The organism is Staphylococcus devriesei (assembly GCF_002902625.1).
Classification (GTDB): domain Bacteria; phylum Bacillota; class Bacilli; order Staphylococcales; family Staphylococcaceae; genus Staphylococcus; species Staphylococcus devriesei.
In genome coordinates, this window is record NZ_PPRG01000038.1 from 1 (window position 1) to 26,828 (window position 26,828).

31 protein-coding genes and 1 tRNA gene are annotated in these 26,828 nt (G+C 33.9%); 9 read left to right on the top strand and 23 right to left on the bottom strand.

From position 1 onward, the window contains the following. Positions 1-392: 392 nt before the first annotated feature. The 4 genes from CD147_RS06460 to panB form a co-directional block, all read right to left on the bottom strand. Positions 393-1,277 (bottom strand): hypothetical protein, encoded by an 885-nt coding sequence (locus tag CD147_RS06460; protein WP_103166603.1) that lies wholly within the window; start codon positions 1,275-1,277, stop codon positions 393-395. 219 nt (positions 1,278-1,496) lie between these two features. Next, the gene (gene panD, locus CD147_RS06465; RefSeq protein WP_103166604.1) at positions 1,497-1,880 is read right to left on the bottom strand and encodes an aspartate 1-decarboxylase; all 384 of its coding nucleotides are present in this window, start codon (positions 1,878-1,880) and stop codon (positions 1,497-1,499) included. Continuing rightward, complete coding sequence (gene panC, locus CD147_RS06470; RefSeq protein WP_103166605.1) at positions 1,880-2,737, bottom strand: pantoate--beta-alanine ligase; 858 nt, start codon at positions 2,735-2,737, stop codon at positions 1,880-1,882. The genes panD and panC overlap by 1 nt, the downstream gene beginning before the upstream one ends. Continuing rightward, positions 2,721-3,548, bottom strand: a complete 828-nt coding sequence (gene panB / locus CD147_RS06475; protein WP_103166606.1) for a 3-methyl-2-oxobutanoate hydroxymethyltransferase — start codon at positions 3,546-3,548, stop codon at positions 2,721-2,723. The genes panC and panB overlap by 17 nt, the downstream gene beginning before the upstream one ends. Positions 3,549-3,629: 81 nt before the next feature. Between panB and CD147_RS06480 the strand changes: the two genes are divergently transcribed. Then, positions 3,630-4,481 carry an oxidoreductase gene (locus CD147_RS06480; protein WP_103166607.1) on the top strand — a complete coding sequence of 284 codons (852 nt, stop codon included), beginning with the start codon at positions 3,630-3,632 and terminating at the stop codon, positions 4,479-4,481. Positions 4,482-4,584: 103 nt separating this feature from the next. Beyond that, positions 4,585-4,674 (top strand) — tRNA-OTHER (locus CD147_RS12095). A 181-nt stretch (positions 4,675-4,855) separates the two neighbouring features. Here the strand turns inward: CD147_RS12095 and CD147_RS06485 are convergent. From CD147_RS06485 to CD147_RS06500, 4 genes are all read right to left on the bottom strand, one after another. Further along, complete coding sequence (locus CD147_RS06485; protein ID WP_103166608.1) at positions 4,856-5,146, bottom strand: hypothetical protein; 291 nt, start codon at positions 5,144-5,146, stop codon at positions 4,856-4,858. Positions 5,147-5,401: 255 nt separating this feature from the next. Continuing rightward, on the bottom strand, positions 5,402-5,932 hold the full coding sequence (locus CD147_RS06490; protein ID WP_167409735.1) for a VOC family protein: 531 nt from the start codon (positions 5,930-5,932) through the stop codon (positions 5,402-5,404). Positions 5,933-5,964: 32 nt separating this feature from the next. After that, positions 5,965-6,630, bottom strand: a complete 666-nt coding sequence (locus CD147_RS06495; protein ID WP_103166610.1) for an MBL fold metallo-hydrolase — start codon at positions 6,628-6,630, stop codon at positions 5,965-5,967. A gap of 95 nt (positions 6,631-6,725) precedes the next feature. Further along, on the bottom strand, positions 6,726-7,346 hold the full coding sequence (locus tag CD147_RS06500) for a nitroreductase family protein (RefSeq protein WP_119527214.1): 621 nt from the start codon (positions 7,344-7,346) through the stop codon (positions 6,726-6,728). Between the two features lie 106 nt (positions 7,347-7,452). Between CD147_RS06500 and CD147_RS06505 the strand changes: the two genes are divergently transcribed. Together CD147_RS06505 and CD147_RS06510 are read left to right on the top strand one after the other, a co-directional pair. Then, positions 7,453-7,818: a MerR family transcriptional regulator gene (locus CD147_RS06505; RefSeq protein WP_103166612.1), complete on the top strand. Its 366-nt coding sequence runs from the start codon at positions 7,453-7,455 to the stop codon at positions 7,816-7,818. A 186-nt stretch (positions 7,819-8,004) separates the two neighbouring features. Then, a complete protein-coding gene (locus CD147_RS06510; protein ID WP_103166613.1) occupies positions 8,005-9,384 on the top strand; it encodes an amino acid permease in 1,380 nt (459 codons plus the stop codon). 87 nt (positions 9,385-9,471) lie between these two features. Here CD147_RS06510 and CD147_RS06515 read toward each other — a convergent pair whose 3' ends face one another. From CD147_RS06515 to CD147_RS06570, 12 genes are all read right to left on the bottom strand, one after another. After that, on the bottom strand, positions 9,472-10,134 hold the full coding sequence (locus CD147_RS06515) for an ABC transporter ATP-binding protein (RefSeq protein WP_103166614.1): 663 nt from the start codon (positions 10,132-10,134) through the stop codon (positions 9,472-9,474). A gap of 11 nt (positions 10,135-10,145) precedes the next feature. Continuing rightward, the gene (locus CD147_RS06520) at positions 10,146-11,195 is read right to left on the bottom strand and encodes an ABC transporter permease (protein ID WP_103166615.1); all 1,050 of its coding nucleotides are present in this window, start codon (positions 11,193-11,195) and stop codon (positions 10,146-10,148) included. A gap of 96 nt (positions 11,196-11,291) precedes the next feature. After that, entirely contained in the window at positions 11,292-11,723 is a 432-nt protein-coding gene (locus CD147_RS06525; RefSeq protein ID WP_103166616.1) for a 6-pyruvoyl trahydropterin synthase family protein, read from the bottom strand. Positions 11,724-11,800: 77 nt separating this feature from the next. Next, entirely contained in the window at positions 11,801-12,025 is a 225-nt protein-coding gene (locus tag CD147_RS06530; protein WP_103166617.1) for a hypothetical protein, read from the bottom strand. 151 nt (positions 12,026-12,176) lie between these two features. Continuing rightward, positions 12,177-12,815, bottom strand: a complete 639-nt coding sequence (locus tag CD147_RS06535; protein ID WP_103166618.1) for an ABC transporter ATP-binding protein — start codon at positions 12,813-12,815, stop codon at positions 12,177-12,179. Next, entirely contained in the window at positions 12,802-13,575 is a 774-nt protein-coding gene (locus CD147_RS06540) for an ATP-binding cassette domain-containing protein (protein WP_103166619.1), read from the bottom strand. Before CD147_RS06540 ends, CD147_RS06535 begins: the two co-directional genes overlap by 14 nt. Next, the gene (locus tag CD147_RS06545) at positions 13,542-14,252 is read right to left on the bottom strand and encodes an ABC transporter permease (protein ID WP_233643239.1); all 711 of its coding nucleotides are present in this window, start codon (positions 14,250-14,252) and stop codon (positions 13,542-13,544) included. Before CD147_RS06545 ends, CD147_RS06540 begins: the two co-directional genes overlap by 34 nt. Positions 14,253-14,308: 56 nt before the next feature. Then, entirely contained in the window at positions 14,309-15,265 is a 957-nt protein-coding gene (locus CD147_RS06550) for an ABC transporter permease (RefSeq protein ID WP_103166621.1), read from the bottom strand. Positions 15,266-15,267: 2 nt separating this feature from the next. Next, positions 15,268-16,827 carry an ABC transporter substrate-binding protein gene (locus CD147_RS06555; RefSeq protein ID WP_103166622.1) on the bottom strand — a complete coding sequence of 520 codons (1,560 nt, stop codon included), beginning with the start codon at positions 16,825-16,827 and terminating at the stop codon, positions 15,268-15,270. Next, positions 16,824-17,516, bottom strand: coding sequence for a class I SAM-dependent methyltransferase (locus CD147_RS06560; RefSeq protein WP_103166623.1), 693 nt, complete (start codon positions 17,514-17,516; stop codon positions 16,824-16,826). The genes CD147_RS06555 and CD147_RS06560 overlap by 4 nt, the downstream gene beginning before the upstream one ends. A 323-nt stretch (positions 17,517-17,839) precedes the next feature. Next, positions 17,840-19,201 (bottom strand): branched-chain amino acid transport system II carrier protein, encoded by a 1,362-nt coding sequence (brnQ, locus tag CD147_RS06565; RefSeq protein ID WP_167409734.1) that lies wholly within the window; start codon positions 19,199-19,201, stop codon positions 17,840-17,842. Positions 19,202-19,742: 541 nt separating this feature from the next. Beyond that, on the bottom strand, positions 19,743-20,948 hold the full coding sequence (locus CD147_RS06570) for a GTP-binding protein (protein ID WP_103166624.1): 1,206 nt from the start codon (positions 20,946-20,948) through the stop codon (positions 19,743-19,745). 212 nt (positions 20,949-21,160) lie between these two features. Between CD147_RS06570 and CD147_RS06575 the strand changes: the two genes are divergently transcribed. The 4 genes from CD147_RS06575 (at position 21,161) to CD147_RS12100 (ending at position 24,713) form a co-directional block, all read left to right on the top strand. Beyond that, positions 21,161-21,904 carry a metal ABC transporter ATP-binding protein gene (locus CD147_RS06575; protein WP_103166625.1) on the top strand — a complete coding sequence of 248 codons (744 nt, stop codon included), beginning with the start codon at positions 21,161-21,163 and terminating at the stop codon, positions 21,902-21,904. Continuing rightward, positions 21,897-22,733 (top strand): metal ABC transporter permease, encoded by an 837-nt coding sequence (locus tag CD147_RS06580; protein ID WP_103166626.1) that lies wholly within the window; start codon positions 21,897-21,899, stop codon positions 22,731-22,733. Before CD147_RS06575 ends, CD147_RS06580 begins: the two co-directional genes overlap by 8 nt. Continuing rightward, the gene (gene mntC / locus CD147_RS06585) at positions 22,730-23,659 is read left to right on the top strand and encodes a manganese ABC transporter substrate-binding lipoprotein MntC (protein ID WP_103166627.1); all 930 of its coding nucleotides are present in this window, start codon (positions 22,730-22,732) and stop codon (positions 23,657-23,659) included. Before CD147_RS06580 ends, mntC begins: the two co-directional genes overlap by 4 nt. 853 nt (positions 23,660-24,512) lie before the next feature. Continuing rightward, entirely contained in the window at positions 24,513-24,713 is a 201-nt protein-coding gene (locus tag CD147_RS12100; RefSeq protein ID WP_107522164.1) for a hypothetical protein, read from the top strand. A gap of 297 nt (positions 24,714-25,010) precedes the next feature. Here the strand turns inward: CD147_RS12100 and CD147_RS12345 are convergent, their stop codons facing one another. Genes CD147_RS12345 through CD147_RS06600 form a run of 3 tightly spaced genes read right to left on the bottom strand, consistent with a single transcriptional unit; the run spans position 25,011 to position 26,335 of the window. Further along, positions 25,011-25,406, bottom strand: coding sequence for an ATP-binding cassette domain-containing protein (locus CD147_RS12345; RefSeq protein WP_233649236.1), 396 nt, complete (start codon positions 25,404-25,406; stop codon positions 25,011-25,013). A 23-nt stretch (positions 25,407-25,429) separates the two neighbouring features. Continuing rightward, a complete protein-coding gene (locus tag CD147_RS12350; RefSeq protein ID WP_233649237.1) occupies positions 25,430-25,840 on the bottom strand; it encodes an ATP-binding cassette domain-containing protein in 411 nt (136 codons plus the stop codon). Between the two features lie 36 nt (positions 25,841-25,876). After that, positions 25,877-26,335, bottom strand: coding sequence for a MepB family protein (locus CD147_RS06600; protein ID WP_103166628.1), 459 nt, complete (start codon positions 26,333-26,335; stop codon positions 25,877-25,879). Positions 26,336-26,585: 250 nt separating this feature from the next. Between CD147_RS06600 and CD147_RS06605 the strand changes: the two genes are divergently transcribed. After that, on the top strand, positions 26,586-26,786 hold the full coding sequence (locus CD147_RS06605; RefSeq protein WP_103166629.1) for a hypothetical protein: 201 nt from the start codon (positions 26,586-26,588) through the stop codon (positions 26,784-26,786). Positions 26,787-26,828: the final 42 nt, after the last annotated feature.

Below are 26,828 nucleotides of genomic sequence, written 5' to 3' on the forward strand. Positions count from 1 at the left end.
GGTTCATATATAATAACTCCTTTATTCGACTTTCTTTCATCGTATCACACTGAAATTACATTGAAACCCTTTCCACATATAAAATTTATTAAAAATAAAAACTATATGAAATTTAGATTTTAATATAAAAAGGAAACTCACTAATTAATTTGGCTTAATAATACTTATCTAATTATACGAAGTATCTTAATTCTTTAATGTAAAATTACATACAACTAATGCCGTATTATTGGCGAGACTCCTGGGGGATAGGATAAGCGTCGAGACAGAGGCTCGACCCATCCTCTTGGAAAATACGAGCCAAACAATGCGCAGTATGGATTTAAAAAAGACGTAAAGGTGATTTATAATTGAATCAATCACTTTTACGTCTATATTTTGATATATCTATTTTATTTATAGCCAAACTTTTTTTCTGTTTTAATAACTTTACCTTTATCATCTAACTTAGACATCTTACCATCTTCCATGACATACGTACCTAAGATTTCACCATTATTATTACGATAATTTACTTTCCAATCTCCTTTATGATTCGTATTTTTAACATTGTCCCATAAATAACCTGTTTTACCTACTTGAACATCATCAAAATTAGAGATTAATTTGTAAACTTGATTACGATATTGCGTACCCACACTACCCGATTTTTCTAAATTTTTATCAGAGAGGGGATTCTCTCTTTCTTCCTTAGTACTTGGTAATTTATCTGAAATATTCATCTTACTTACTAACTCAGACATTGCTTTATTGTCTTTGTTATGTTTGTATACCTCTTTTAAGTCAATTTCTTTCCCTTTTTCTAAGAAGGCTTTATACGTTGGTTCAGTCGCTTGATCACGGCCAACAAAAATTTTATCTTTATTCACCCCTACGATAGTTGTGAAATTACCTTTATTAGGATAAACAGTATAGAAGTTCATATTTTTAGGCACATTTTTAACCTTATCCTTATATTTCACTAACGTAAAATCAACTAAATTGTAATTACGTTTTCCAGTAGGCATTTTATATTCATATATCCCTGTTAGAATTTCATTTTTAGTTAATGTATATTGATCAACATCATCTACACAAAAAACAAGCGCAAGTCTTTCTTTTTCAGAGAGTTTAGCTATCTCTTTTTCTATCTTTTTATCTTTATTGTTAGAATTTTGAGCGCTAGTTTGTTTATTTTCTGTGTTAGATTTAGAATTCTTATCTTTTGAAGCATCATTAGTACCACAAGCTGCTAACAATAGTAAAAGCACACTACTTAACCATAAAAGTTTCTTCATCATTACTCCTTATATAGAATGTATTTTTTAAAATAAATTTATTATCTTTTATTCTATTTATAAAAAGATACTTTGTAAATACTATATCTAGAGTAATGCGCAATAAAATGTAATATGATTATTTAGTCAAAATAAAAAGAAACGTAGAGTATTCGTGATTGAATCATCTCTACGCTATTATTTTGGGATTTATATCCTAGAATTCAAATTATTATCCAATTATCGTATAATCGTATTTTCTTTTTCATTAGTCATTTGAATGATTTCATTCTTTTCATTCATCACTGCTACTTTTGGTGCATGGTCAATTAATTCACGCTCATCTACTTGTACATATGTCATAATAATAACTACATCATCAACTTCGACTAAACGTGATGCTGCACCGTTAAGACATATTTTGCCACTGCCTCTTTCGCCTGCGATAACATATGTTTCAAAACGCGCACCATTGTTATTGTTAACGATAGCTACCTTTTCATTCGGTAAAATATCAACCGCATCTAAAATATCTGCGTCGATTGTAATACTACCTACATAATTTAAGTTAGATTCTGTGACGCGTGCTCTATGAATCTTACCGTTCATCATTGTTCTAATCATTACTTACTTCCACTTCCTAAAATAATATTATCTATTAAACGTGCTTTCGAGAATTTCACTGCTAACGAAATAAAAATTTGACCTTCAATCTCAGAAACGGCTTCTAAATCAGGATAACTATAAATAGCGACTTCATCGATATGGCCACTTGTATGTTCTGTTAAATACGTTTTGATTGCGCCGACTATGATATTACTACGTCTTTCACCATCTGCATAGAGCGACTTCGCAATATTTAAACTTTTATTTAAATGAACTGCTTCTTGACGTTCTTCTGCCGTTAAATAAACGTTACGTGAACTACGTGCTAATCCGTCTGCCTCACGTACGATATCAATACCCACGATATCGATAGGGTGATTGAAATCTTCGACCATTTTTTCAATAATCGCGAGCTGTTGGGCATCCTTTTTCCCAAAGTAAGCCTTATCAGGGCGAACAATATTAAATAATTTATTTACTACTGTAACTACACCGTCGAAATGTCCTGGTCGTTGCGCGCCTTCTAAGACGGTAGCTAGACGTCCCACCTTCAAAGAGACGCTTAATTCATTTGGATACATCTCGTCAACGTCTGGATGGAAAACATAATCTACATTAATATCTTCCACTAAAGCTACATCTTGTTCAATTTGACGTGGGTAAGCATCAAAATCCTCATTAGGACCAAATTGTAAAGGGTTAACAAAGACGCTAATAACTGTTACATCATTCTCTTCAACTGAGCGACGCATCATGCTTAAATGCCCCTCATGTAATGCACCCATCGTTGGTACGAAGCCGATTGTTTGTCCAGAACGTTTTAAATCATGTGTAATACGTTGCATCTCTGTCACAGTTTTAATGATTTGTGTCATTGCCATTTACCTCGTCTAAAATCTTTTTCTTATATGTGTGTGCTTCAGATGGGAAAGTCCCAGCCTTAACTTCTTCATCATATTGTTTAATACCATCGACACCAATTGAAAAATCAGCAAACTGTTTTACAAATTTAGCCTGACGATCAACACCGTAATTTAACATGTCGTGATAGACCAAGACTTGTCCATCAGTATCTTTACCTGCTCCAATACCAATGACCGGAATATCTAATTGGCTACTGATTAAGCCAGCTAAGTCGCTAGGAATCGCTTCTAACACTAAAGCCACTGCGCCAGCTTCTTGAACCGCGTGTGCATCTTGGATTAGTTGTTGAGCGGCATCTTTTGTACCAGCTTGTAAACGATAGCCCATTACACCAACGCTTTGTGGCATTAGCCCTAAATGTGCCACAATAGGAATACCGATTTGTGTTGACTTTTTAATAAAATCGACTAAATGCGCACCTTCTGCTTTTAACGCATTGGCGTTCGTTTGTTGGTATAATGTCAACGCATTGCGTAAATCATGTTCAGCACTAACTCCCACAGCGCCAATCGGTAAATCGACAACAACGAAAGTATCATCTGCGCCACGTCTCACGGCTTGACCATGATGAATCATATCGTCTAACGTTACTTGCGCCGTTGTTTCATAGCCCAATACTGTCATGCCAAGAGAGTCACCCACTAAAATCATATCTATATTTGCTTCTTGTGCTTGCTTTGCACTCGGAAAATCATAAGCTGTAATCATCGAAATCTTCGTTTGGCTTTGCTTCATTTCCACTAATTTTGCTAAATTTTTCATTTTCAATTTAACTCCTATACCAAAAATTTGATAATAATACGTATAATTATATTTAAGAATGCTTAGAAAGGAAAGTTTTATATGCGAATTGCTATTATCGGTCCAGGGGCGGTCGGTACGACGATTGCTCATGCCCTTCAACAAACACTAACCGATGTAACCTTACTTGGTCGCTCTAACAAAGAGATGCACATTACACCTGCCAATCAAACGGTTCAAGCGTACAATATTGATGAGATGAAGACACCTTTTGACGCTATCATTATCGCCGTAAAGACCCATCAACTTAGAGATTTAATTCCAAAACTTCATCGTCTTAGTCATAACGAAACGATATTTATTTTAGCGCAAAATGGTTATGGATTACTTTCTCAATTACCATTCAAACATATTTATCAAGCCGTCGTTTATATTAGTGCTCAGAAATCAGACAATAAAGTAGTACATTTTCGTGATTATCGCTTACACCTTCAACAAGATGTACACACAAGAAAGTTGAAACAACTTTTCGATAATACAAAAATCGAAATAGTTTTAGAAGATGATATCGAAGAAAAAATATGGTACAAACTACTAGTCAACCTAGGTATTAATTCTATTACTGCACTTGGTAAAAATACAGCTCAAATCCTAAAAATTAAAGAAGTTGAGACGTTATGCAGAGCGTTATTAGATGAAGGTTATAAAGTTGCTCAAGCAGAAGGCATTGTCTTCCCTGATACAATCATCGACGAAATAATGAATATTTACGCAGGCTATCCAGATCTTATGGGTACAAGTATGTATTATGATGTAATAAATCAACAGCCTTTAGAAATCGAAGCGATTCAAGGCTTTATCTACCGCAAAGCGAAAGAACATGGTGTTCATACACCACATTTAGATACCGTATACGCTTTATTACTGTCACATCAGTCTTTAGCTTATAATTAAATTAATAACGGTTTTGCAAAAAAATTATATATAATAATAGTTTACATAGAAAAGGTTTTGTAGTAATATATATTTTGTTGTTAAAAATAATAACTAAATATATGGAGGGGTACTCAAGCCTGGCTTAAGAGGCCAACCATTTGTGGTTGGTAGGAGCTTCGTGCTCGCGTTGGTTCAAATCCTTCTCCCTCCGCTACTAAAATGTCCTTACGTGATTCTCATCTACAATCATGTAAGGATATTTTTATTTCTTATAATACTTAAACACCTCCAATTGAAAGAATATTCAAACTTCTTCCAATAGGAGGTGCTTATTTCGAACCTTTGATCGTTTATTAAATTGATTGTTAACAAGTGAATAGGCGCTCCTTTCACTAATTACTAATCATATCTTTATTAGCTTCTTTATCGTTACGCGAGTCTTCAATTGAAGTTAAAATTAACTTTTTAGCAATACTTGGATTATGTACTTCGTGACGTAATTCACTGTTGAGACCAAGTAAATTATTAGCTTGAGTTTCTTCACTATTTAACTCTTCTAACTCGTTTACAATTTCTGTCGCTAACACTTCGCATGCATCACTATTTTTAACTTTTACTTTTTCTTGAATAATGTCTTCAATAACTTCTATTAATTGTGTTTTTTGTACTTGTATATCAATCATACGCATGACTCCCTTATATTTCATTTGACATATTTGCGAAATTGTGTCCTTAAATTAATTACCCCATTTTCATAAAAATATTCTCATAAAATAAAGTTAAAACACTGTTACCCCTCTTTTAATCTAACTAGTGCCCTACTATTTTTACAAAATATCTTATTAATGGAAGTATACCGTATTTTGAGAAAATAAAATATAAACTTTATTAATATAACAAATGTGTAATGTTGTTGTTAATTTGTAGTTATTTAGCATCTATCTTTCCGTCTGTTTTGGCACAAATACTTGGTCTTCACTGTCTTCTGGGTAGTAATAACCATTCGGAATAGTTTGTAGTTCTATCAAGCTACCCCATGGACTTTTCACATAGATAGTTTGATTGCCTTCCGTATCCTCATATTTGGTATTCGCATGAGGTTTAGAGATAGGTTGGCCACCCGCTTCAGTCACTTGTTGCAATACATGTTCAAAATCGTCTGCATCTATATAGAACGAGATATGCGTAAAGCCAATGTCTTGTAATGATTGAGATGGGTCTTGGTGCGTATTTTTGAACTCGAACATTTCGATATTTGGTCCATTACCAAAGACCATCATACGTTTGTGTATAATCACTGCGCCCTTTTCCAAACCAAGAACGTGCTCGACATAGTCACCGCCACGTGGCTCATCAGATTTCTTTTGACTATCATAAGCAATCTTGCCATTAAGGCCTCGTTTGAAAAAGTCTGTCGCTTCTTCCATGTCTGGTACTGTTAAACCAATATGATTAATTCCACGATTCATCTGAATTCTACCTCCCTCAACAATGTCTGTCTTTAAGTATTAGCACCATCACGTACGCGATCGATAATCGCTTGAATACGTTGACGTTTGTCGTCCTCATTTTCAACAAAATAGACGGAAGGTTCATCTTTAATAGCAACCCACGGTACAATTGCGTCGAAGTCTAAGTCGCGAATCAGTTCTAAACTTTGAAGAGACGCTTCTCTATCGCTTGAACCTAAAATCACGGTGCGCCATTCACCCTTCTCGACGCATAAGAAATCTCCTGTAAATAAATAACGATGTTTACCATTATTCCACAAGAACATTGTTGTTCCAGGTGTATGGCCGAGTGTTGGAATCACTTCGAGATCATCAGCTAACATTTCACGTTCTTTAAAGTAACCGTCTACTTTAACCGTATTACTAATGGCTTGCGCATCGTCTTGATGAATCCAGAATGGTAAGTCTATGGTAGGCTTACCACCTAGTGATTCATAGTCATGGTTCATTAACACTCGTGTTGCTCCACCTAATGCGTCGATATCCTTTGTAGCTTGGTTAAGACCTGGAGAATGGTAAACTACCACATTACCTTCTGGACGTTCTAAAATAAAAGATTTAATGAGATATCTACGGTCGAACGGAAGTACAGAAGTAGAAGTTTGGTATATCCCTTCTTCTACTAGTGTAAGTGTTTCTAATTGATTTTTTGCCATACCATTTCACCCTTTTCCAAAAGATTAGTCTATTATTTATACCCTATTTAATACATCGCATTAGTTGTTAAGAACATTAAAAGCTTGGCACGTGTTTATTGATAATCTACTACGCGTTCAACTGGCATTCTAAATGACGTATGTGCTTCTTTTGCTTGCTTACCAATTGCGACAATCATAACAGGCACATAGCGTTCTAGGTCATAGCCAAACGCTTTACCAATTTCTTCATGTTCGAAGCCACCAATTGGATTCGTATCATAACCGTGTTGTTTTGCGACTAACATTAATTGCATTGCCGCAAGACTACTATCTATTTTGACGATATCGCTCATAGATTGACGTGTGCGCTGTTTATAATTCTCTAATACGATTGGCAACATTTGTTCTTTTACTTCTTGAGGCATGTGACCATTTTTAACCGCTTGTTCATAGATATATTCGCCTTCTTCATAACATTGTAAGTCTCCGAAGATAACTATCATAGCCGAAGATGTATCATTCTGATTAGTATTGAACTGAATTAATGGACGTAATTTCGCTTTCGCTTCATCACTTTCTACTACTACAAAGCGCCATGGTTGCATATTGACTGAAGACGGTGCCTTCGTCGCTTTCGCAATCATCTCATTCATTTCTTCATGTGGAATTTTATAATCTGGGTCAAATCCTTTTACAGATTTACGTCCTTCTAAAATTTCGTTAAAATCATTCATCATTAAGCCTACTTTCTCATTTTTATATTTTCATTTATCTCTAGCTTTATTTTATGTAGAATAGATTATCAGTTAAACCATAGTTTAAGAGAAAGGATATGCTTACATGACTACATATTATATCCAAGATGTTTCCGAGCGTTGTAAGATTTCTAAAAGTAAATTACGTTACTATGAAAAGCACGATATATTAACTAATATCCAACGCGATACTAATAATAAACGTATTTATAGCGAGAAAGATATTGAACTTATTAGCCTCATTCAATGTTTCACATTACTTAATATGCCACTTAAAGAAATAAAGCAATACATGCATCAACTCTCATCTAATCAAACCACCGTGGCTGACATTCTAAAAACTCATTTAGAAGTTTTAAAATCTGAACAAACACTTATTACTAAACGTATTGAAGCGATAGAACATCGTTTAGAAGATAAAGATTGGTCTTATACTTGTGAAAATAATTAAATTGATTCTCGATTAAAGTAATCAGATTAATTAATTCATGATTAAAAACAATTAAATGGGGTATTATAAATTTTGTCAAAATAAATAATTCAAAACTTAGAGTAGTTATTTATGATATAACGAAGAGTATAAACATTTCAGTTATAATTTTCAGTCATGTGTATACTCACGAAGGGGAAGAAAATTATGGCAGATAAACTGCAAAGAGAATTAAGCAATAGGCATATACAACTTATTGCGATTGGTGGCGCGATTGGTACAGGACTTTTCCTAGGGGCCGGTGCTTCAGTTCATTTAGCAGGGCCATCGATATTACTTACATATATCATCGTTGGTTTCGTATTATTTATGTTTATGCGGGCTATGGGCGAAATTTTACTATCAAATTTAGGTTTTAAATCATTTGGGGATATTGCACATCATCACATAGGACCTATGGCAGGGTTTATGGTCGGTTGGACTTATTGGTTAACCTGGATTATATCAGGGATGGCCGAAGTTACAGCCGTTGCTAAATATGTGGAATATTGGTATCCAGCAATGCCAAACTGGATTACAGCCGCTTTTACAATTATTGTGTTAGTGACAATGAACTTATTCAGTGCCAAATTATTTGGAGAACTTGAATTCTGGCTATCTATTATTAAAGTAACAACCATTTTAGCTTTAATCGTGGTTGGTATCGTGATGATTGTCTTTGCAATGAAGACACCTTACGGACCAGCAAGTGTCGGTAATATTTGGGGAAATGGAGGCTTCTTCCCTAACGGAGCGTCAGGGTTCTTCATGTCATTCCAAATGGCTATTTTCTCATTTATAGGTATCGAGCTTATTGGTATTACTGCTGGGGAAACGAAGAATCCACATAAAACGATTCCTCAAGCAATTAATAACGTACCATTCCGAATTTTGATTTTCTATATTGGTTCTTTAGCCATTATTATGTCGGTCGTACCATGGGATAAGTTAAATCCTGAAGAGAGTCCATATGTTAAGTTATTCGGCTTAGTCGGTATTCCGTTTGCGGCAGGTATCATTAACTTTGTAGTATTAACTGCAGCAGCGTCATCATGTAATAGTGGTATCTTTGCGAACAGTCGTACATTATTCGGTTTAGCCGGACGTAAACAAGGACCACCATTTTTCCATAAAACAAATAAACATGGTGTACCTTACTATGCCATCTTAGTGACATGTGGTTTACTAAGTATTTCAGTAATACTTAACGCTATATTTAAAGATGCAACAAAAGTATTCGTACAAATAACAACCTTCTCAACAGTGCTAAATATTATGATTTGGACATGCATTATCTTTGCGTATTTAGGCTTTGTGAAAAGAAATCCTGAACTACATAAAGAAAGTAAATTTAAAATGCCAGGTGGTAAATACATGGCATATGCCATTCTTGCTTTCTTTGCATTTATCTTTGTCATTTTATTAATTAGTAGTAGTACACGTTACGCAGTACTATTCGCACCTGTTTGGGGAGCCGTATTAGTACTTATGTACCAACGTTATAGAAAAGAATCTGAAAAAGCGGAAGTCCAAATGGAAAGTGAATAAATTAATCCTAAATATAATAAGTCCCTTCTAAGTAATCACTCATTTCATGGTTACTTAGAAGGGACTTGTTTTTTTATTCAATTACTTCTATTTTTCAGTTAAACGGCCGTCTTCCATATGAAAGACTTTATCGCAAAACTGTGTTAATCGCTTATCGCGAGTCACAATAATACATGTTTTATCTCGTTGTTTAGATTGTTCTTTTAAAATTTCCATTACGGCCATCGCATTTTCGGTATCTAATGAAGCAGTAGGCTCATCGGCTAAAATAATTGAAGGTTGTGTATAAATCGCTTTCGCAATCGCGACACGTTGTTTTTGACCTCCAGACACTTCAGAAGGTAATTTATTTTCTAAGTCTTTTAAGCCTAAATCTTCCAATAATTTATTATATTCTTCACTACTTAACACATCTTTTTTATAACTTTTCAATAGATGAAATTGTTGTTTGATTGTTAAAAATGGCACTAAATTAGTAGCTTGTAAAATAAATCCAATTTCTTTCATTCTCATATCGGCTAATTGTTTTTGGTTTAGCTTAGAAATATTCTTCTCATTGATAAATATCTCTCCAGATGTCGGCGTTTGTAAAGCCCCTGCCATTGTTAGGAAAGTACTTTTCCCAGAACCAGAAGGGCCAACAATAGCTATAAGTTCTCCCTTATTAAAACTTAGAGAGGTTGATTTAACCGCTTCTATAATATGATTTCCATCTTGGAATTCTTTAGTTACATTCTCAAATTTTAACATTGTGGCACCTCCTATCCTATTGCCTTAAGTGGATCTATCTTACGAATTGATAATACCGAGAATAAACTACCGACCAGTGACGTTAGAATTAGCACGAGGCCAAAGATAAGTAGAGTAACGATATCAAATTGAACAGGTACAGCTTCCGGTAACACGAGGCTTGTAAGCAATGTCAGAATTAGCCCTATGAGGGTACCAATCAATGCAAGAATAAATGTCTGAGCTAAGACCATCTTCATAAGAAAGCCATTTGTAAATCCTTGCGCTTTTAACACGCCAAATAAGTTCTTTTTCTGCAAAGTAATTACATATAAAAATACACCTATAACTGTGGCTGATATAACAAATAAGAACGTAATCATGAAATTCATCGTTAAGTTTTGTGGTTTATAGCCTGGTAAATTTTCTACAAATGCATCCATACCTACGACTTCTAAATCACTATCTACCTTTTTATCTTTCCAATCTTTATCTCTAACAACCACCGCATTGGTTTTATCCTTTGCCAATACAGGATTAACCTTCGTAATAGTTTTATTATTAGCGAAAATGACTGGTGAAGCATTATATTTAGCACTTTCTGACACACCTACAATATGTAACTTTTCGTCAGATTGTGATAATTTCAACGTATCACCTATTTTAAAACCTTTATCTTTCAAAGTTTGATCGATAACCACATCATTATCTTTACTAAATGTCTTACCTTTTACTATTTTAGGTATTAAGAATGATTTTGCATCCACACCAAAGAGTAAAGCATTTTCTTCACTATCTTGATTTGAAGCAATCACCCCCATTTGTTTTAGTGGCGCTGTCTCTTCAAATGTATTTTGTGCTTTCGAAGTCTTAAATACTGATTGTTGAACCGTTTGATTCGCATCTTTATTTAAGACAATCGCATCAGCTTTCCATTTTTTAATGCCTTCTGTATTCATATTAATTAAACCATTGGCTAGTCCGGATAATAAGAATAATAAATAACTGATTAAGACAAGTATTCCGATAATTAAGCCAAATTTTAATTTATTACGTTTAATCTCATTCCATGCTAGAAACATCCAATCCCTCCTTCCCCTTAGTATATCATTATTTAAATGCTTTATTATACAATTTTGCTCATAATATTGGTCATTATAATATATCCAATAATACAATTAATTGTTCATGATTGAGCGATTTAGACTCACCCCATGTCGTTCCGTCTCAAAGAGTTCTAAGTTATACATTTGACAACCTTCAGGCAATTGGGACTCAAACTCATCCCAAATCCACATCGCAATATTCTCGGCCGTGGTATTCATATGAGGTAAGGTATCATTGAGTAGTTGATGATGTAATTTGGGTTCAATATGTTGCTTATAGGTTGCATCTACATCATTAAAATCTAACCCTAAACCATACTTGCCTATTGGTGACAGAATATCAACGTATAAACGATACGGATGTTGTGATAAATCACGATAAACCTCTTCGCTAAAATAAATACGATTATCACAAATAAAATCATAGCTTTGTTTTAAAATAGTGTCTCCACTTCTGTATTGAAAGTGCTTAGGTGCTTCTATATGACTAAAATCACGCGTCATTATTAATCTCTCCTTTTCTTATTATTAAAAATAGCACCTCACTTAATAGTAAGGCGCTGGGTAGTAAAAATATTAAATTAGTCTAAGAATTTATCAGCATGTTCGAGACCGAAACTATTGCCATTTTTTCTTTCTTCTTCATATTCTTCTTGGCTAACTTCTTCAATCTTCTCAATTGAATAAGCAGCTTTTTTGGCAAATTGTTTTACTTCATCTTCATTATTAGCTAATACAAACACTTTTAAAACATTATCATCCACGATATCTTTGTAATGTTGATAATATAATTTGTAGATATTCATACAGTTATTCCCCTTTCAAATTTATAACCTTATACTCTATAAATTTCCATTAAAGGTTCAAGTAGTACGATATCCCCTATTTTTTAATTTATTAAACCTTAAAAATAATTTAAATTGTTCGCAATTAAAGTTATAGATTATACTCAACGTCCTACTCGTGGAGATTCATTTCTAAATTTAGCATTTGGCCGTTAAAAGAATTTAATACATATGAATCATGAGAAATAATAATTAATTGCATATTTTTAAGTGACTTTAACATTTGGATAATGAGTTCTTCATTAATCACGTCTAAGTTAGTCGTTGCCTCATCTAATATCAATACTTTAGGTTCAACAAGTAAAGCTTTAGCTATCCATACACGTTGAAATTGACCGCCACTTAATGTTTCAATACGCTGATTTAAAATACTTTGCGGTAATTGGCAATGTTCAAGCACCTGCTCAATCCTTGTTTGGTAACTACTCTTCTCGAAATTATAATTCTTTAACGGTTCCATTAAAGTATATTTTACGGTCTTTCGCCCATCTAAGGTGTCTTTTTGATATTGAGGAATGTATTGTATATCTTTCATCCATGTTTTAAGAGGTATTTGTTCTTTTAACTTGCCTTCAAAAGAAATCTGTCCCGTATAATCATTGTCCAAACCTGTAATAATACGAGCAAGCGTCGATTTACCGCAACCACTCTCTCCGCAAATTAATAAACATGATTGCATCATTTCAAATGAAATATCGTTTAAAATATGTCGTTGATCTATAGACTTATTTACCTGTTTAACTTGAAGCATAGCCTTGTCTCCTAGAAGCGATTGATATTAATTGTTCAGTATACGCGTGATGAGGATGTTCTAAAATTCTAGTCGCCTCTCCAGTTTCAATAATATTACCATCTTTTACAATACTTATATGTGTCGCATGGGCTTTTACTAAATTTAAATCGTGCGTAACAAAAATGACTGTCATTTGTCGTCTTCTCATGACTTCACTCAAGTAGTCCATAAATTTACGGTTATTATCACGATCTAGTGCACTTGTCGGTTCATCTAAAATTAAGTAGTCCGGACGTCTTATTAATGACATAATAAAAGCGATTCTTTGCGCCATCCCGCCACTTAATTCAAATGGGTAACGCTTTAATAACTGCTCACCTTTTGCTAACCCAAGGCGCTCCATCATTGTAAGAATTTCACTTTTTTGTGCTGTCCAAGTTAAGTCAGAGTGCGATACTTCATGCAAATATTGAAAGTGCTTTTCCAATCTTACATTTTGAAACATGTTACTTTGTACATCTTGGAATACGGCATCGGCTTTAGTTAAATCAAAATCAATCGTCCCTTGATACGTTAGATTAGAGCGTCGCATTCCTAGAATCGTTCGAGTTAACAATGATTTACCACTCCCGCTTTCTCCTATAATGCAATGAAACGCGCCTTGTACCACTTGTAGCGACAGTTCATGTAGAAGTTGACGGTTATGTTCAAAAACGCTCAACTGTTGTACATTTAATATCTCGTTTAACGTGTTAACTTTCTGTTTATAATCTGACATATTAACGCGCAACCTCCTAACAATAGACCTGGGAAGAAGAAGAGCCAGGGCGCACCATTAAAGTAACTTTTCCCATCAAATAAAATCGTTCCTAATTCTGGTGTCGGTGGTTTTATACCTAACCCTAGAAAGGCTAGACCTGAAATACTAAGCATAATCTTGCCAAAATCGGCTGTGATAAGGGCGAAAATATCACTAATTAAGTGTGGGATAGTATGCGTGAGCGTCGTTTTCAATTTAGAATTTCCGCTCAGAACCGCATATGTAATAAACGGTCGCTTCTGAATATCTCTTGTTAAATTTCTAAAATAACGTAAGTAACGCCCTATCCACGCTAATGTCAGTGAATAGATTAGACCTAGCATCGAATTACTAATCAAACTCAATGCGACTAAAGCAATTATGAATGACGGAATCGCTAATAACATATCGGCTACAAACATTAAGAGTTGATCAAACCACTTACGTTCAATACCCGCTATAAGCCCTAGCGTTAAACCAATTACTACGCTAAGTATGATAACGGTAAAGGTTAAACCAAGTGTGACGCCTGTACCAAGGAAGAGTCTAGTAAAGAAGTCTCTTCCTAACTGATCAGTACCTAATAAATGTTTTAAGCTAGGCGCTTGTAAAGGAGCGTCTAAATCTTGACCCTGAAATCTTGTATAAAGGTACATTAGTAATATGATACAGACCGTTAGACTACCCGCAATATAATATTTTAATTGCTGTCTCATAACGATTTCCTCTTTCCACGTTTAGTACGTAGCGCTACTCGCTTGCGTATTCTTGGCTCATTTTTCAAAATAATTAAATCGCCAATATAGTTAATTAACATAATAGACACTATAATCATCACGACGATACCTTGAATTAATGGATAATCTCGTTGATTAATTGCTGTAATTAAAAGTTTCCCTATACCGGACATACTGAAGATCACTTCTAAAATGACCGCTTTACCAAATAAGTGAATAATACTATTAAATGAAACCGTCATTAATGGCGCGAAAATCTCTTTAATTTGAACGTGAATACGCGCAAATAAATTTAATCGTCTTAATAATGCAAGCTGATATGCATCATTATCCAATGTGTGTTCTACTAAATGTGCCGTCATAAGTAAGATGTGGCAACCTTCAATCATCACAATTGTTACAATAGGTAATAAAAAGTGTTGCCATGAGTCACTTCCAACAAATGGAACCAATTGCCATTTAACGCCAAAATAATAAATTAAGAGAATCGCTAACCAATATTCAGGCATAGATGTCATTACTTGAGCTACTCCGCGAATTGTTTTGGCGTAACGTCTATGAGGGCGATTACCAATCATGTAGCCGATTATATAGCCAAATGGCAACATAATGCAGGCAGACGCAATAATTAAGATAATCGTTGGAACAATAGACTCTATAATCATTGAAACAACTGGTTCATTTGTACTAAAGCTATAACCTAGATTTCCAGTAAACGCATGCCCCACCCAATCAACATATCTTAGAAACATATTACGACCTAGTCCTAGTTTATGTTGTGCTAATTCCATATTCTCTTGTGTAATCGTCGTATAGCCATGTCGTTGTAGGTAGAGAATAGCCGGGTTACCTGATGTCTTTTCTACTAGAACGAAGATGATGAACGAACTGATTATGAGATATAAAAGTAGTTTGAGTGTTCGCTTTATCATGGTTACTCGTTAACTTTCAATGTTTTATAATCAATTGGCGCGTCAGTAAGTCCTGAGAATTTAAATGATTTTACTTTGTCGCTCAAGACAAATGTTTCGTTTGGATAAGCGATTGGCACGCCATAATATTGTTTATTGAAATGTTTGAAGATTTCATCAAACGCTTGTTGTTGTTCGTCTTTTGAAACTTTTGATGGGAATTCATCAAGTTTCTTAGTAAGTTGTTCATCATCAGCTAATACACCTGGTTTGCTATCCATATTTCTATATACTGAATTCATGAAATTATAAGGCATTAACGCGTCAGAATAAGTTCTATAGAAGATAAGATCGTAATCCTTTTTAGTCCATAGCGTATCGTAATATGTTTGCGCATCTAACGTTTTAATATTTAATTTAATACCTGCTTCTTTCAACTGACGTTGTAATTGTTCAGCTTTGTCTTTCCAACTTGGGAATTCTGCCGTTTGTATTGCTAAATTTAATGATAATGGTTTGCCATCTTTTTCGAAGATACCATCGTCATTTTTGTTGTAACCTTCATCTTTTAATAATTGTTCTGCTTGTTTCTTATCAAATACATGTTTTTCTTGGTTATCCTTAGTCACAAATTCTACATTCTTTTGGAATAAACCTTTCATCTCTGTACTAGATAATTGTGATGTGTCAATGCTCTTGCTAATAGCTTCACGTACGCCGTGATTTTTTAATGTTTTATTATTAGGGTTAAATGCCATAAAATGACTTACCGTACTTGGTTTATCTTCAATTGTTAAGTCTTTATTCTTCTTATCTTGTTCAAGTTGTTGTTCTGACAACATACCTAAGGCGCCACCTGAAACGTCCACCTCACCACTTTGAACTGCTGAGTTTCTTGAATCTCCGTCTTCAATTGTTTGGAACGTTAAATTGTAGTTAACGGGATGGTCGTTATTAAAGTGTTTGTTCGGTTTTAATGATGTTTTCTCTTTACCTTGTTCATCCACTACAAATGCGCCTGTACCAATGGCTTTTTTAAATTTGCCATCCACTTTTTCACCTTCAACCGCGTGTGGACTCATAATACGTAACGGTCGTACTTGAGTTAATTCATTTAACACTTGGTTTGATGGTGTTTTAAGTTTAATTTGAACGGTATGATCATCTTTCACTACTACTTTATCTAATTTCTTCAATGTCTCAACTGTTGTTTCCTTATTCATCGCTTTCGCACGATCAATAGAGAATTTCACAGCTTTTGCGTTTAACGGTGAACCGTCTGAGAATTTCACACCTTTTTTCAAGTGAAATTCATATACTTTTCCTGAGTCATCTACCGACCACTTATCGGCTAACCCTGCTTTGACGCCTTTATCTTTGTCGTATCTTACTAAAGCATCATACACTGCACTATATACAGGCATCGCCGCATCGTAACCTTGTGCATCTAATTTATCAGCTTTAGCCTCGGTTGGTAATGAGACTTTTACTTCTTTGTTGTCCTTTTGATGATCTCCATTACCACAACCTGCCAACATAATAGACGCACTCGCCGCAACAGTAATTAATAATCTTTTTTTCATAAATTAACGCCTTCTTTCACTCTCGCTTTTATTAAAAATGACTCCTCAAATAGGGTGCGCAAATAGTCATTCGGTGATAAGTAAAAATCACTATAATGCGTCAAATCAATAACATTTGGAACTGGTTCTTTTATGACTGCCACTTCAAACCCTTCTGCTACAAAGCTATCTACAATATCTTTAAGAGAATGATTTTGAGATGGCGTCGCGCCGTATTGATTAATCGTGTCGTTCATAAATTGGCGACTTGGATTATTAGTATGATCTGCAAATGTCGCATAATAAACACCATTAGGTTGTAATACTTCTTTTAAATCTTTTGCGTGTTGGCGTAAGTCCTCAATTAAATAAAGTACCGATGTGCTTACTGCAGTGTGGAATGTTTTGTGAGTGTCTTGCGGTGTATCTGTTAAAACATATGTAAGTGGGCGCTCGCCTTTTAATTCTTCAGCTTTCTTTAATGACGCACGTGCTAAATCAATCCCCACACCTTCTTCAAAAGGTACTGTGTCATACATTTGGCGTAAAAATCCTCCCTGATTACAGCCAAAATCTAAAATTCTTTTATCTTTAATGTCTTCTATATCTAACATTTGAATTGTTCTTTCCCATGCTTCTTGATGGTCACGAGCCATATCATCGTCTGATTCTTGCCCTTTTTGCCACCACACCTCATAACTCTTAGTCATTAAAATTCTCCTCATCTAAAATAAATCGTAATAATTACGCTTTATATCGTACTATAATAATTCATTAAGCACAATAAAAATTTAAATTTGGTGGCCCTAAAAAAACAGTGGAATCTAAATCTGAAAGTGCAATTGAAGTATCGATAACTACTGCCAAATTTCAAAGATATCGTATTAAACCATTTAAAAATAAGACGCTTTCGCAAGAAAATTAATTTAAGACATAAAAAAATGATAATTCCTATCTCGTTTCAATAGAAATTATCATTTTTCTTTTAGTCTAAGATATTTATATTTCAGGCTGTTCGTTACAATGAATAATATTATTTAGTTTGCGTGGTTTTATTTGAACGTAGTTTATATACGATGAAACCAATAACAAAACCGATAATTGCCGGCACTATCCAACCCATACCGATTGTATAGAATGGTAAATACTTTTCTGCAAATCCAACTAATGATTGAGCAAATCCTGTCTTCGCAAAAGATTCTGGGCTTGCTTTCACACCATCGAAGAACGCTGCAAATACCGTAAAGAATGTGGTAAAGCGATATACGATCGTTGAATGATTAAATAATGGACTTGCAAGCGTTAATAAAATTAACGTAATCGCTAATGGATAGATGAACATAAGTACTGGCGTTGAATACATAATAATTTTTGTTAAACCGACGTTAGCGAAGATACATGCTAACACGCTGGCTCCAGTAGCTAGCCATAGGTAATTCATTTTCGGGAAGAGTTCTGTAAATGTTTCTGAAAATGCCGTAATCAACCCAATTGCCGTTTTTAAACATGCCACGATAATAATAAGTGACAAGATGATAATACCGTAATCACCTAAGTAATGTTGAGCAATTTGTGCAAGTGCGATACCACCATTTTCACTGACTTTAAAGTGGCCTAAACTCATTGTACCCATCACGGCTAATAGTGTATAAATAATACCCATGCCGACGATACTAATCGTACCTGATTTAAATGTTTCTTTCGCAATATCATTCGGCCTTGTGATACCAAGTTTCTTAATTGTTGTCACAATAATAACGCCGAATGCGAGTGATGCTAAGGCATCCAATGTATTATAACCATCGATAAATCCTTTAAGTAATACGCTATTGCTATAGTCTGGGCTAACTGGCGCATTACCAATGCCACCCATTGGTCGAATAAATGCTAATAGCACGACGATGCCTAGTAATACTAAGAATACGGGATTTAAGAATTTACCTATGTAATCTAATATTTTCGAAGGTCTTTTTGAAAAGAACCATGCAACTAAGAAGAATAAGATACTAAATATTGGAAGTATAACTTTACCGGTACCTGGTGATATGAAAGGTGAAAATGCAATTTCATATGATGTTGTCGTAAGTCTTGGTAAAGCAAAGAATGGTCCAATGACGAGATATAACGCGATTGTGAATAAATAGGCGTAAATTTTACTTACTCTTGAAGAGATTTCAAAGATGCCATTTGTCTTGGATACACCAATGGCTATGATACCTAAGAATGGTAGGCCAATCGCGGTGATTAAGAATCCAAGATTGGCGAGTAGTACGTTGGAACCAGCCGTTTGTCCAAGATGAATTGGGAAGATTAAGTTTCCTGCTCCAAAGAACAATCCAAACAACATAGAACCAATAAAGATATTTTCTTTGATTGTGAGTTTGTGTTTCATCATATGTCCTGTTTCTCCTAATTGTGTATTTACTAGCTATTATACAAAATTTTATTGTTCATTTGTTCGAAATATTCAATAAATTTATAAAAAATTACTTTTGCATCTATGTTAGTATCGATATTTTAATTATGTGTTTTATACCAATACTACGTAAGGGAATGTGAATTTTACTAACACAAATTAATAAAATATTGTATGTTATTCAACTACTTATAAGGTTTTATACTTTAACAATTAATTTTATGTATAGTTTAAAATCACAAATTTAATTCAAGTTATTGTATTAACACGAAGTTATACTATTACATCTATTGAATAAGGCAAAGTATTGATTGCGACACGCCTGTGGGGGAGTGGGACAGAAATCTAATGAAATTTCTAAGATTTCGTCGTCCCACCCCGGCAAGGTTGGCTAGAAATGAAGAAAGTGAGGCTTGAACGCATCTTCATTTCAGACAACTACTGCCAATAATGTACAAAAAACAGTTTGAGACGAGGGGTGAGATCTCAAACTGTTTCATTTACTTATTGCTTGTTAGTATTAATTTGTCGCTTTAGTAATCTTCCATTGATATGGATCTTCTAAGTCGTTCCAGTCTTGTTGGATTTCTTCGCTATTAATCAAGCATTGGTCTAATTCTTTTTCAATTTTATCGCGATCTAAATCTGTTCCAATAATTACAAATTGTGTATTTCTATCGCCATATTCAATATCCCATGTTTGAGCAACATCTGGGCGTTGTTGGAGTATTTGTTCGCGTTGGTCAGGTGCCATGGCTGCTACCCAGTATGTGACTGGACTAATATTACATGATGAGCCCGCTTGTGATAATAAACATGCCACTTCATTGTATTGCGCTAGCCATACAATTCCTTTTGTTCTTACTACATTTTCAGGTAAATTCTCTAACCAAGCATTAAAACGTTTCGCGTGAAACGGTAACCTTCTTGCGTAAACAAATGAACTGATGCCGTATTCTTCTGTTTCAGGCGTATGTGTGGCATGTCCACCTTCTGTAAGTTCTTTAATCCAACCGGCAGAATTACTTGCTTTTTCAAAATTAAAACGTCCTGTGTTTAATACATCCGCTAAATCTACTTGTGAATTAGTTGTTTTGATTAATTTAGCTTCAGGTTGCAATTTCTTGAGTACATTTTCAAGACGAGCTAATTCTTCTTCAGTTACTAAATCTGTTTTATTGAGTACTAATACATCACAAAACTCTACTTGATCGATTAATAAATCCGCGATAGTTCTTTCATCAGTTTGGTCGGCACCTTCATCACGGTCGACTAATAAATCTTCGGAGTTAATATCATTGATGAAACGATTGGCATCGACGACTGTCACCATCGTATCTAATCGGCATGTTGATGTTAAATCAATGCCCATTTCCTCATCAATATAAGAGAATGTTTGCGCTACTGGCACTGGTTCAGAGATACCTGTAGATTCAATGACAATGTAATCAATATTGCCTCGTTGTACCAAGCGTTCAACTTCTTTAAGTAAATCATCTCGCAATGTACAACAGATACAACCATTTGATAATTCGACTAACTTCTCATCAGTCCTAGATAGTCCCCCACCATCTGCAACTAAATCTTTATCAATATTAACCTCACTCATGTCGTTCACAATGACCGCAATACGTCGCCCGTTGCGATTATTTAAAATGTGATTCAGTAACGTCGTTTTACCAGAACCAAGATAACCACTTAATACAGTTACTGGAATTTTGCCCATAAAATCATACCTTTCTTTTAAATCGTAATAATTACGTTTTGTATTTTACAGTTATATTTAAAATTGTCAACGTCACTCAACCACACGCTAGCACTACTTTACACGTATTTTTATATTCCAACCAAACATTAATCCTCTTGACACATTAAAATTTAGCATTGTATGATTAAATAAATTAGGTTAACCTAAACTTTACGTTAGGAGGTTGTTATTTGTTATCGATAAGCAATGTAAATTTATATTTAAGTCATAAACATGTACTTCAAGATATCAATTTATCGTTACCTATTGCTGGGGAAGTAATAGGTATTATGGGTCCAAATGGCGCTGGTAAATCTTCTTTGTTAAAAAGTTTAATCGGAGACTTTAATGCTTCAGGAGAGATGACGCTATACGGGAAACCTATACATAAGCAGTTAGAATATATTACTTATATTCCGCAAAAGGCACATTTAGATTTGGACTTTCCAATTAATGTTGAAAAGGTCATCTTGTCGGGATGTTATAAAACAATTGGTTGGTTCAAACGTGTCGATCACTTTTCAAAAATGAAATTCCACCAATTATTAAAAGAATTAGAATTAGATCATCTACAGTATAAGCAACTATCAGAACTAAGTGGTGGTCAGTTACAACGTGTCTTAGTGGCACGTGCTTTGATGTCGGACAGTAAGGTCTATCTATTAGATGAACCGTTTGTAGGCATCGATTTTAGTAGTGAATCATTAATTATGGACAAAATTAAGAACCTGAAAGCACAAGGTAAATTAGTGTTGATTGTTCATCATGATTTATCAAAAGCTGAGTCCTATTTCGACCGTATTATATTGCTTAATCGAACATTACGCTTCTTTGGTCCGAGCACAGAGGCAATGCAACCGAGCAATTTAAATCGTACATTCTCATTCAATATTAAGCCCGTGACCAATGAAAGGACTGAACCATGTTATGAATGATTTTTTTCAACATTTATTTGATTATCAGTTCTTAAATCGTGCGCTAATCACTTCTATAGTTGTCGGTATTGTCTGTGGCACAGTAGGAAGTCTGATTATCTTACGAGGCTTATCTTTAATGGGAGACGCGATGAGTCACGCAGTCTTACCTGGTGTAGCTATTTCATTCTGGTTGGGCATTCCTATGTTTATTGGGGCCATGGTAACTGGAATGATAGCCAGTTTGCTTATCGGTTTTATTTCAAATAATAGTAAGACAAAGCCAGATGCAGCAATTGGTATTAGCTTTACGGCCTTTCTAGCGAGTGGTGTTATCTTGATTAGTTTAATCAATAGCACGACGGATTTATACCATATTTTATTTGGTAATTTACTAGCTATTACCCATCAGACGTTTTGGTCGACGATTGTTATCGGCATCATCGTGATGTTGTTAATTATTGTACTTTATCGTCCATTAATGATTTCTACGTTTGATGCAACATTTAGTCGCGTCAGTGGCTTAAACACAACATTGATTCATTACTTTGTGATGTTATTACTAGCATTGGTGACAGTAGCAAGTATTCAAACGGTTGGTATTATCCTAGTCGTAGCCTTACTTGTAACTCCTGCATCGACCGCATTTTTAATAACGAAACATTTATATTCAATGATGATTGTAGCGAGCATGATTAGTGTTATTAGTTCGATTATCGGACTTTATTTCAGCTTTATCTACAATATTCCAAGCGGTGCCACAATTGTCATCGCGACATTTAGCATTTATATTTTGACCCTTCTTTTCACAAAATTAAAAATAAAACATAGAGGAGTACGTACAACATGAAAAAGTTAATTCCAATATTAGTTGCACTGCTACTTGTCTTAGCGGCATGTGACTCAAATTCAAGTAAGGACCATTCAGATAATGGTAAGAAATTAAATGTCGTGGCAACCAATTCTATTATTTATGACATGGTGAAAAATGTGGCTGGCGATGATGTCAATGTCCATAGTATCGTCCCTGTCGGCCAAGATCCTCACGAATATGAAGTGAAACCAAAAGATATTAAACAACTAACAGATGCCGACCTTGTTCTCTATAATGGTTTCAATTTAGAAACAGGTAATGGTTGGTTTAATAAAGCTTTAGATCAAGCTGATAAGTCGATGAAAGACGAGTCAGTGTTCGCGGTGTCTAAAGATGTAAAACCGATTTACTTAAATGGTGAAACTGGCAACAATGACAAGATTGATCCGCATGCTTGGTTAAGCTTAGATAACGGTATTCAATATGTGAAGAATATTCAATCACAATTGATTAAAGCTGATCCTAAGCATAAAGCGGATTACAAGAAACGAGGTGATGCTTATCTCGCTAAACTGAAAAAGTTAAACAATGACAGTAAAGATGCATTCAAAGACATTCCTGATCGAGAACGTGCAATTATCACAAGTGAAGGTGCGTTCAAGTACTTCTCAAAAGCTTATGATATTAAACCTGGCTATATTTGGGAAATTAACACAGAAAAACAAGGTACTCCTGAGCAAATGAAACAAGCTGTGAAATTTGTTAAAGACAATCATCTTAAACATCTGTTAGTTGAAACTAGCGTGGATAAAAAAGCTATGAACAATTTAGCGGAAGAAACAAATAAATCTATTTATGGGGAGGTGTATACAGACTCTATAGGTAAAAAAGGTACAGATGGTGATTCATACTACAACATGATGAAACATAATATTAAAACGATTCACGGCAGCATGAAATAACAAAACAATGTAAGATAAGTCAATATGATGTTGATTAAACACTGTGTATTGTTTGGCTTTGCTTTTCTAGAGGGAACAGGAGAACGAGATTTGATAAAATTTTTAAGATTTCGGTGCTCCGCCTGGACAATGTAGACTAGAAATGAAGATAATGCAGTTCAAACACATTTTCTTTTCAGTCCACTACTTCCAGGTCTCATCCCTTCGTCTAATACTCCCTCAAAAGGCTCGCCAACAATACTGTATTTAATCGTGTAGTTCTATAATAAAGTTTTAAAACATTCTCCTAAAATAATTATCCTGGGACATGGATCCCAATTTAATCCTAAACAATTTCTAACCCTTAAATAATTTAATCCTAGAAAATGGCTCGAAGGTGGTGTTAATCATCACCCTCGAGTCTTTTATTTTATTTGTACTGCGTACTTTTTGCCTCGTATTTCCTAAGAGAGAGCGGGACGACGTAATCTAATGTGATTTCTAAGATTTCATAGTCCCACCCCGGCAAAGTTGACTAGAAGTGAAGAAAGTGAGACTCGAGTGCATCTTCATCTCAGACAGCTACTGCCAAGTTGAGCCACGGTCTCGACGCTCCTCTTTTTCCCTCAGGAGTCTCGACAACAGTACTTCGTAAAATGTGTGAGCCATAGTTAGCATTAATTAGGAATGATATTCAATTTTGTTAAAAATATAATAAAGTGTTGTTGCTATGGTGATATATATAATTAGCCACACGTTAGTTATAAGAAATGCTGAATCAAATATTTTATTAGAAGATTGATTTAACAGCATTAATAATTCACTAATTGGTGGAAATATCCATAATATAAATTTTAAAACAGGAATAGCTTAAATGATTGTTACTTTTAAAATTGAAATTAAAAAAATCAATACAATAAGCAACCAAATAAACTTATTTGATAACGTAGGAATAGAATTTATAAGTGTTGTAAGTATGATACCGACGATTGTTATTACTAAATGTAAATATAAACCGATTAATATTTCTGATAAACTCGGCCAGTATTCAAATCGCATAGTAATAATGGGGTAAAGAATGGCACAAAACACTATCGGTAATAATATAAGGCATGTAAACAACAATTTACCTGTCAAATATGCATTTTTCGACTTTAATTGAGTGAACAATAAATGCTTTTCTTCTATAGAATCTAAATTTACAATTATTGAAGTCAACCATGCACTAATAAAAAGTAAAATCATTGAAGTACTAGCAAAGCTTGATAACACAGGTTGATTAGAATAGAAATAAATAACTACCAAAATAATAAAGAATGTAGCAAGAGGAGCAATGTATTTATAAGATCTTACGAAATTTTTTAATTGATAATTAATAAACGTCATCTTCATTATCCTCTCTTACCTCTTCAATAAAATAATCGTGTTTAATTAAATTAGCAATAGTTTCATTACTTTGTGAAGAACTTACTTTTATTAAAAAAGAATTCTCTTTCTTTATAATCTTCAATCCACTATTCTCTAAAACGGTAATTAAATCCATATGAGATTGATTTCCAACTTTAATAATCTTATTTTGAACTCTAGATTTTTGTATTATTTCAAATAATTTATTTTCTTCCAAGTTAAATTGATGAGTTATAAAAGAGCTATCCAAAGTTTCCTCATGAGAAGTTAAAATAACAGTTGCTGTTTCCTTTTTACTGATTAATAATGACTTCAGAGTTATTATCGCTTGTTTATCTAAACCAGAAAATGGTTCATCCATTATATAAATATCTGCTTTTCTTACTAATCACTGAATAATATTAACTTTTTGTTGCGTACCTTTTGAACAAGCCCTAATTTTTTCTCTAAAAAAGTATCTAAATCAAAAAGTTCTATTAAATAACCCATAGTTAGTTTATTTTCAGATGTTGAACTTAATTTTCCTATAAAATTTAAATACTCTCTAACGGTTAAATTGATAGTTGATGGTAAAATATCAGGAGCATAACTTATCGAACCACTTCTATGTATCAAACCTTTAGTTGTTTGTAATAGCTTAGCTAGCATCTTTAAAGTTACACTCTTTCCCGATCCATTTTTGCCCTCTGCTAAAATGATAGCGTTTTGAGGGAAAAATAAATCAAGATGCTCAATTATTTTATTAGTTCCAATTACTTTAGAAATACCTTTAGCCTCTATAACAAAATTATCCATTTAAGCACTCCTATTTAATTATGAAACACATTTATCTTAAATATTAATCATCTCGGTAAAATACTTACATTGCCATTGTTGCGTTTTAATAGCAGATTTATTCAATTCAGTTATCCATGGTGGATAGACTCTCAATGCCATTTTACCTTTATTATTATCACTTTTTAAAATACCTTTATTTATTAGTACTTCTTGAGGAAAAATAAATTGTCCTTTTCTATGCTTATCAATAATATTAATTACTAATCCAATGCCTAATTCTTCGCTAGTAAGTGGTCTATTTTTCCCATACTCATCTTTTATCCATAGTGCAAAAAAGAACCCCTTCTTCTTAGGTGTCTTATTTGCTAATCTACTTCTAACTAAGCCCTCATTTGTGTAAATAGTTAAAGCTTCGTATTCCTTATTCCATTCTTCAATTTCGTAATAGCATTCAGGAATAACATATTTACTTTTTAAAAGTGGATACGAGACAAAACTTTCTAGTGTAGTCATTTATGCTAGACTCCTTATTTAAATATGACTTTAACTTTCATTTATCATAACTATATCATTCTAATTATCAATAAAAATCATTAGAGTGGGATAAGTATGTTTTTTATTAAATTACTTAAAAAATATATGAAATTTTCTTATACTTTAATAAAGAGTAATAATTCAATTTTGAAATAAATTTCTTAAAATTAAAGATAAACTATAAGTTTAAGATTTACGTGTTACATTTACTAAGAGAGGTTGAAGATGTATGTCAAAATCTAAACTAAGATTAATATTTAATATCTTTGTTGGTGTGTTATTTTTAGCCTTTTTATATTTAATTATTGTTACTGATATAGTTAGCCCTATATGGTCAATGGGATTTGTCATAACTGTAACCGTTATTAAAACTATTAGAGACAAAGTTGCGCCAAAGAAAAAGAAGAATAAAGAAGAAGATAATAATTAAAGGGAGCATATTTATATATGAATCTTGAGATTGTTTTTGAAT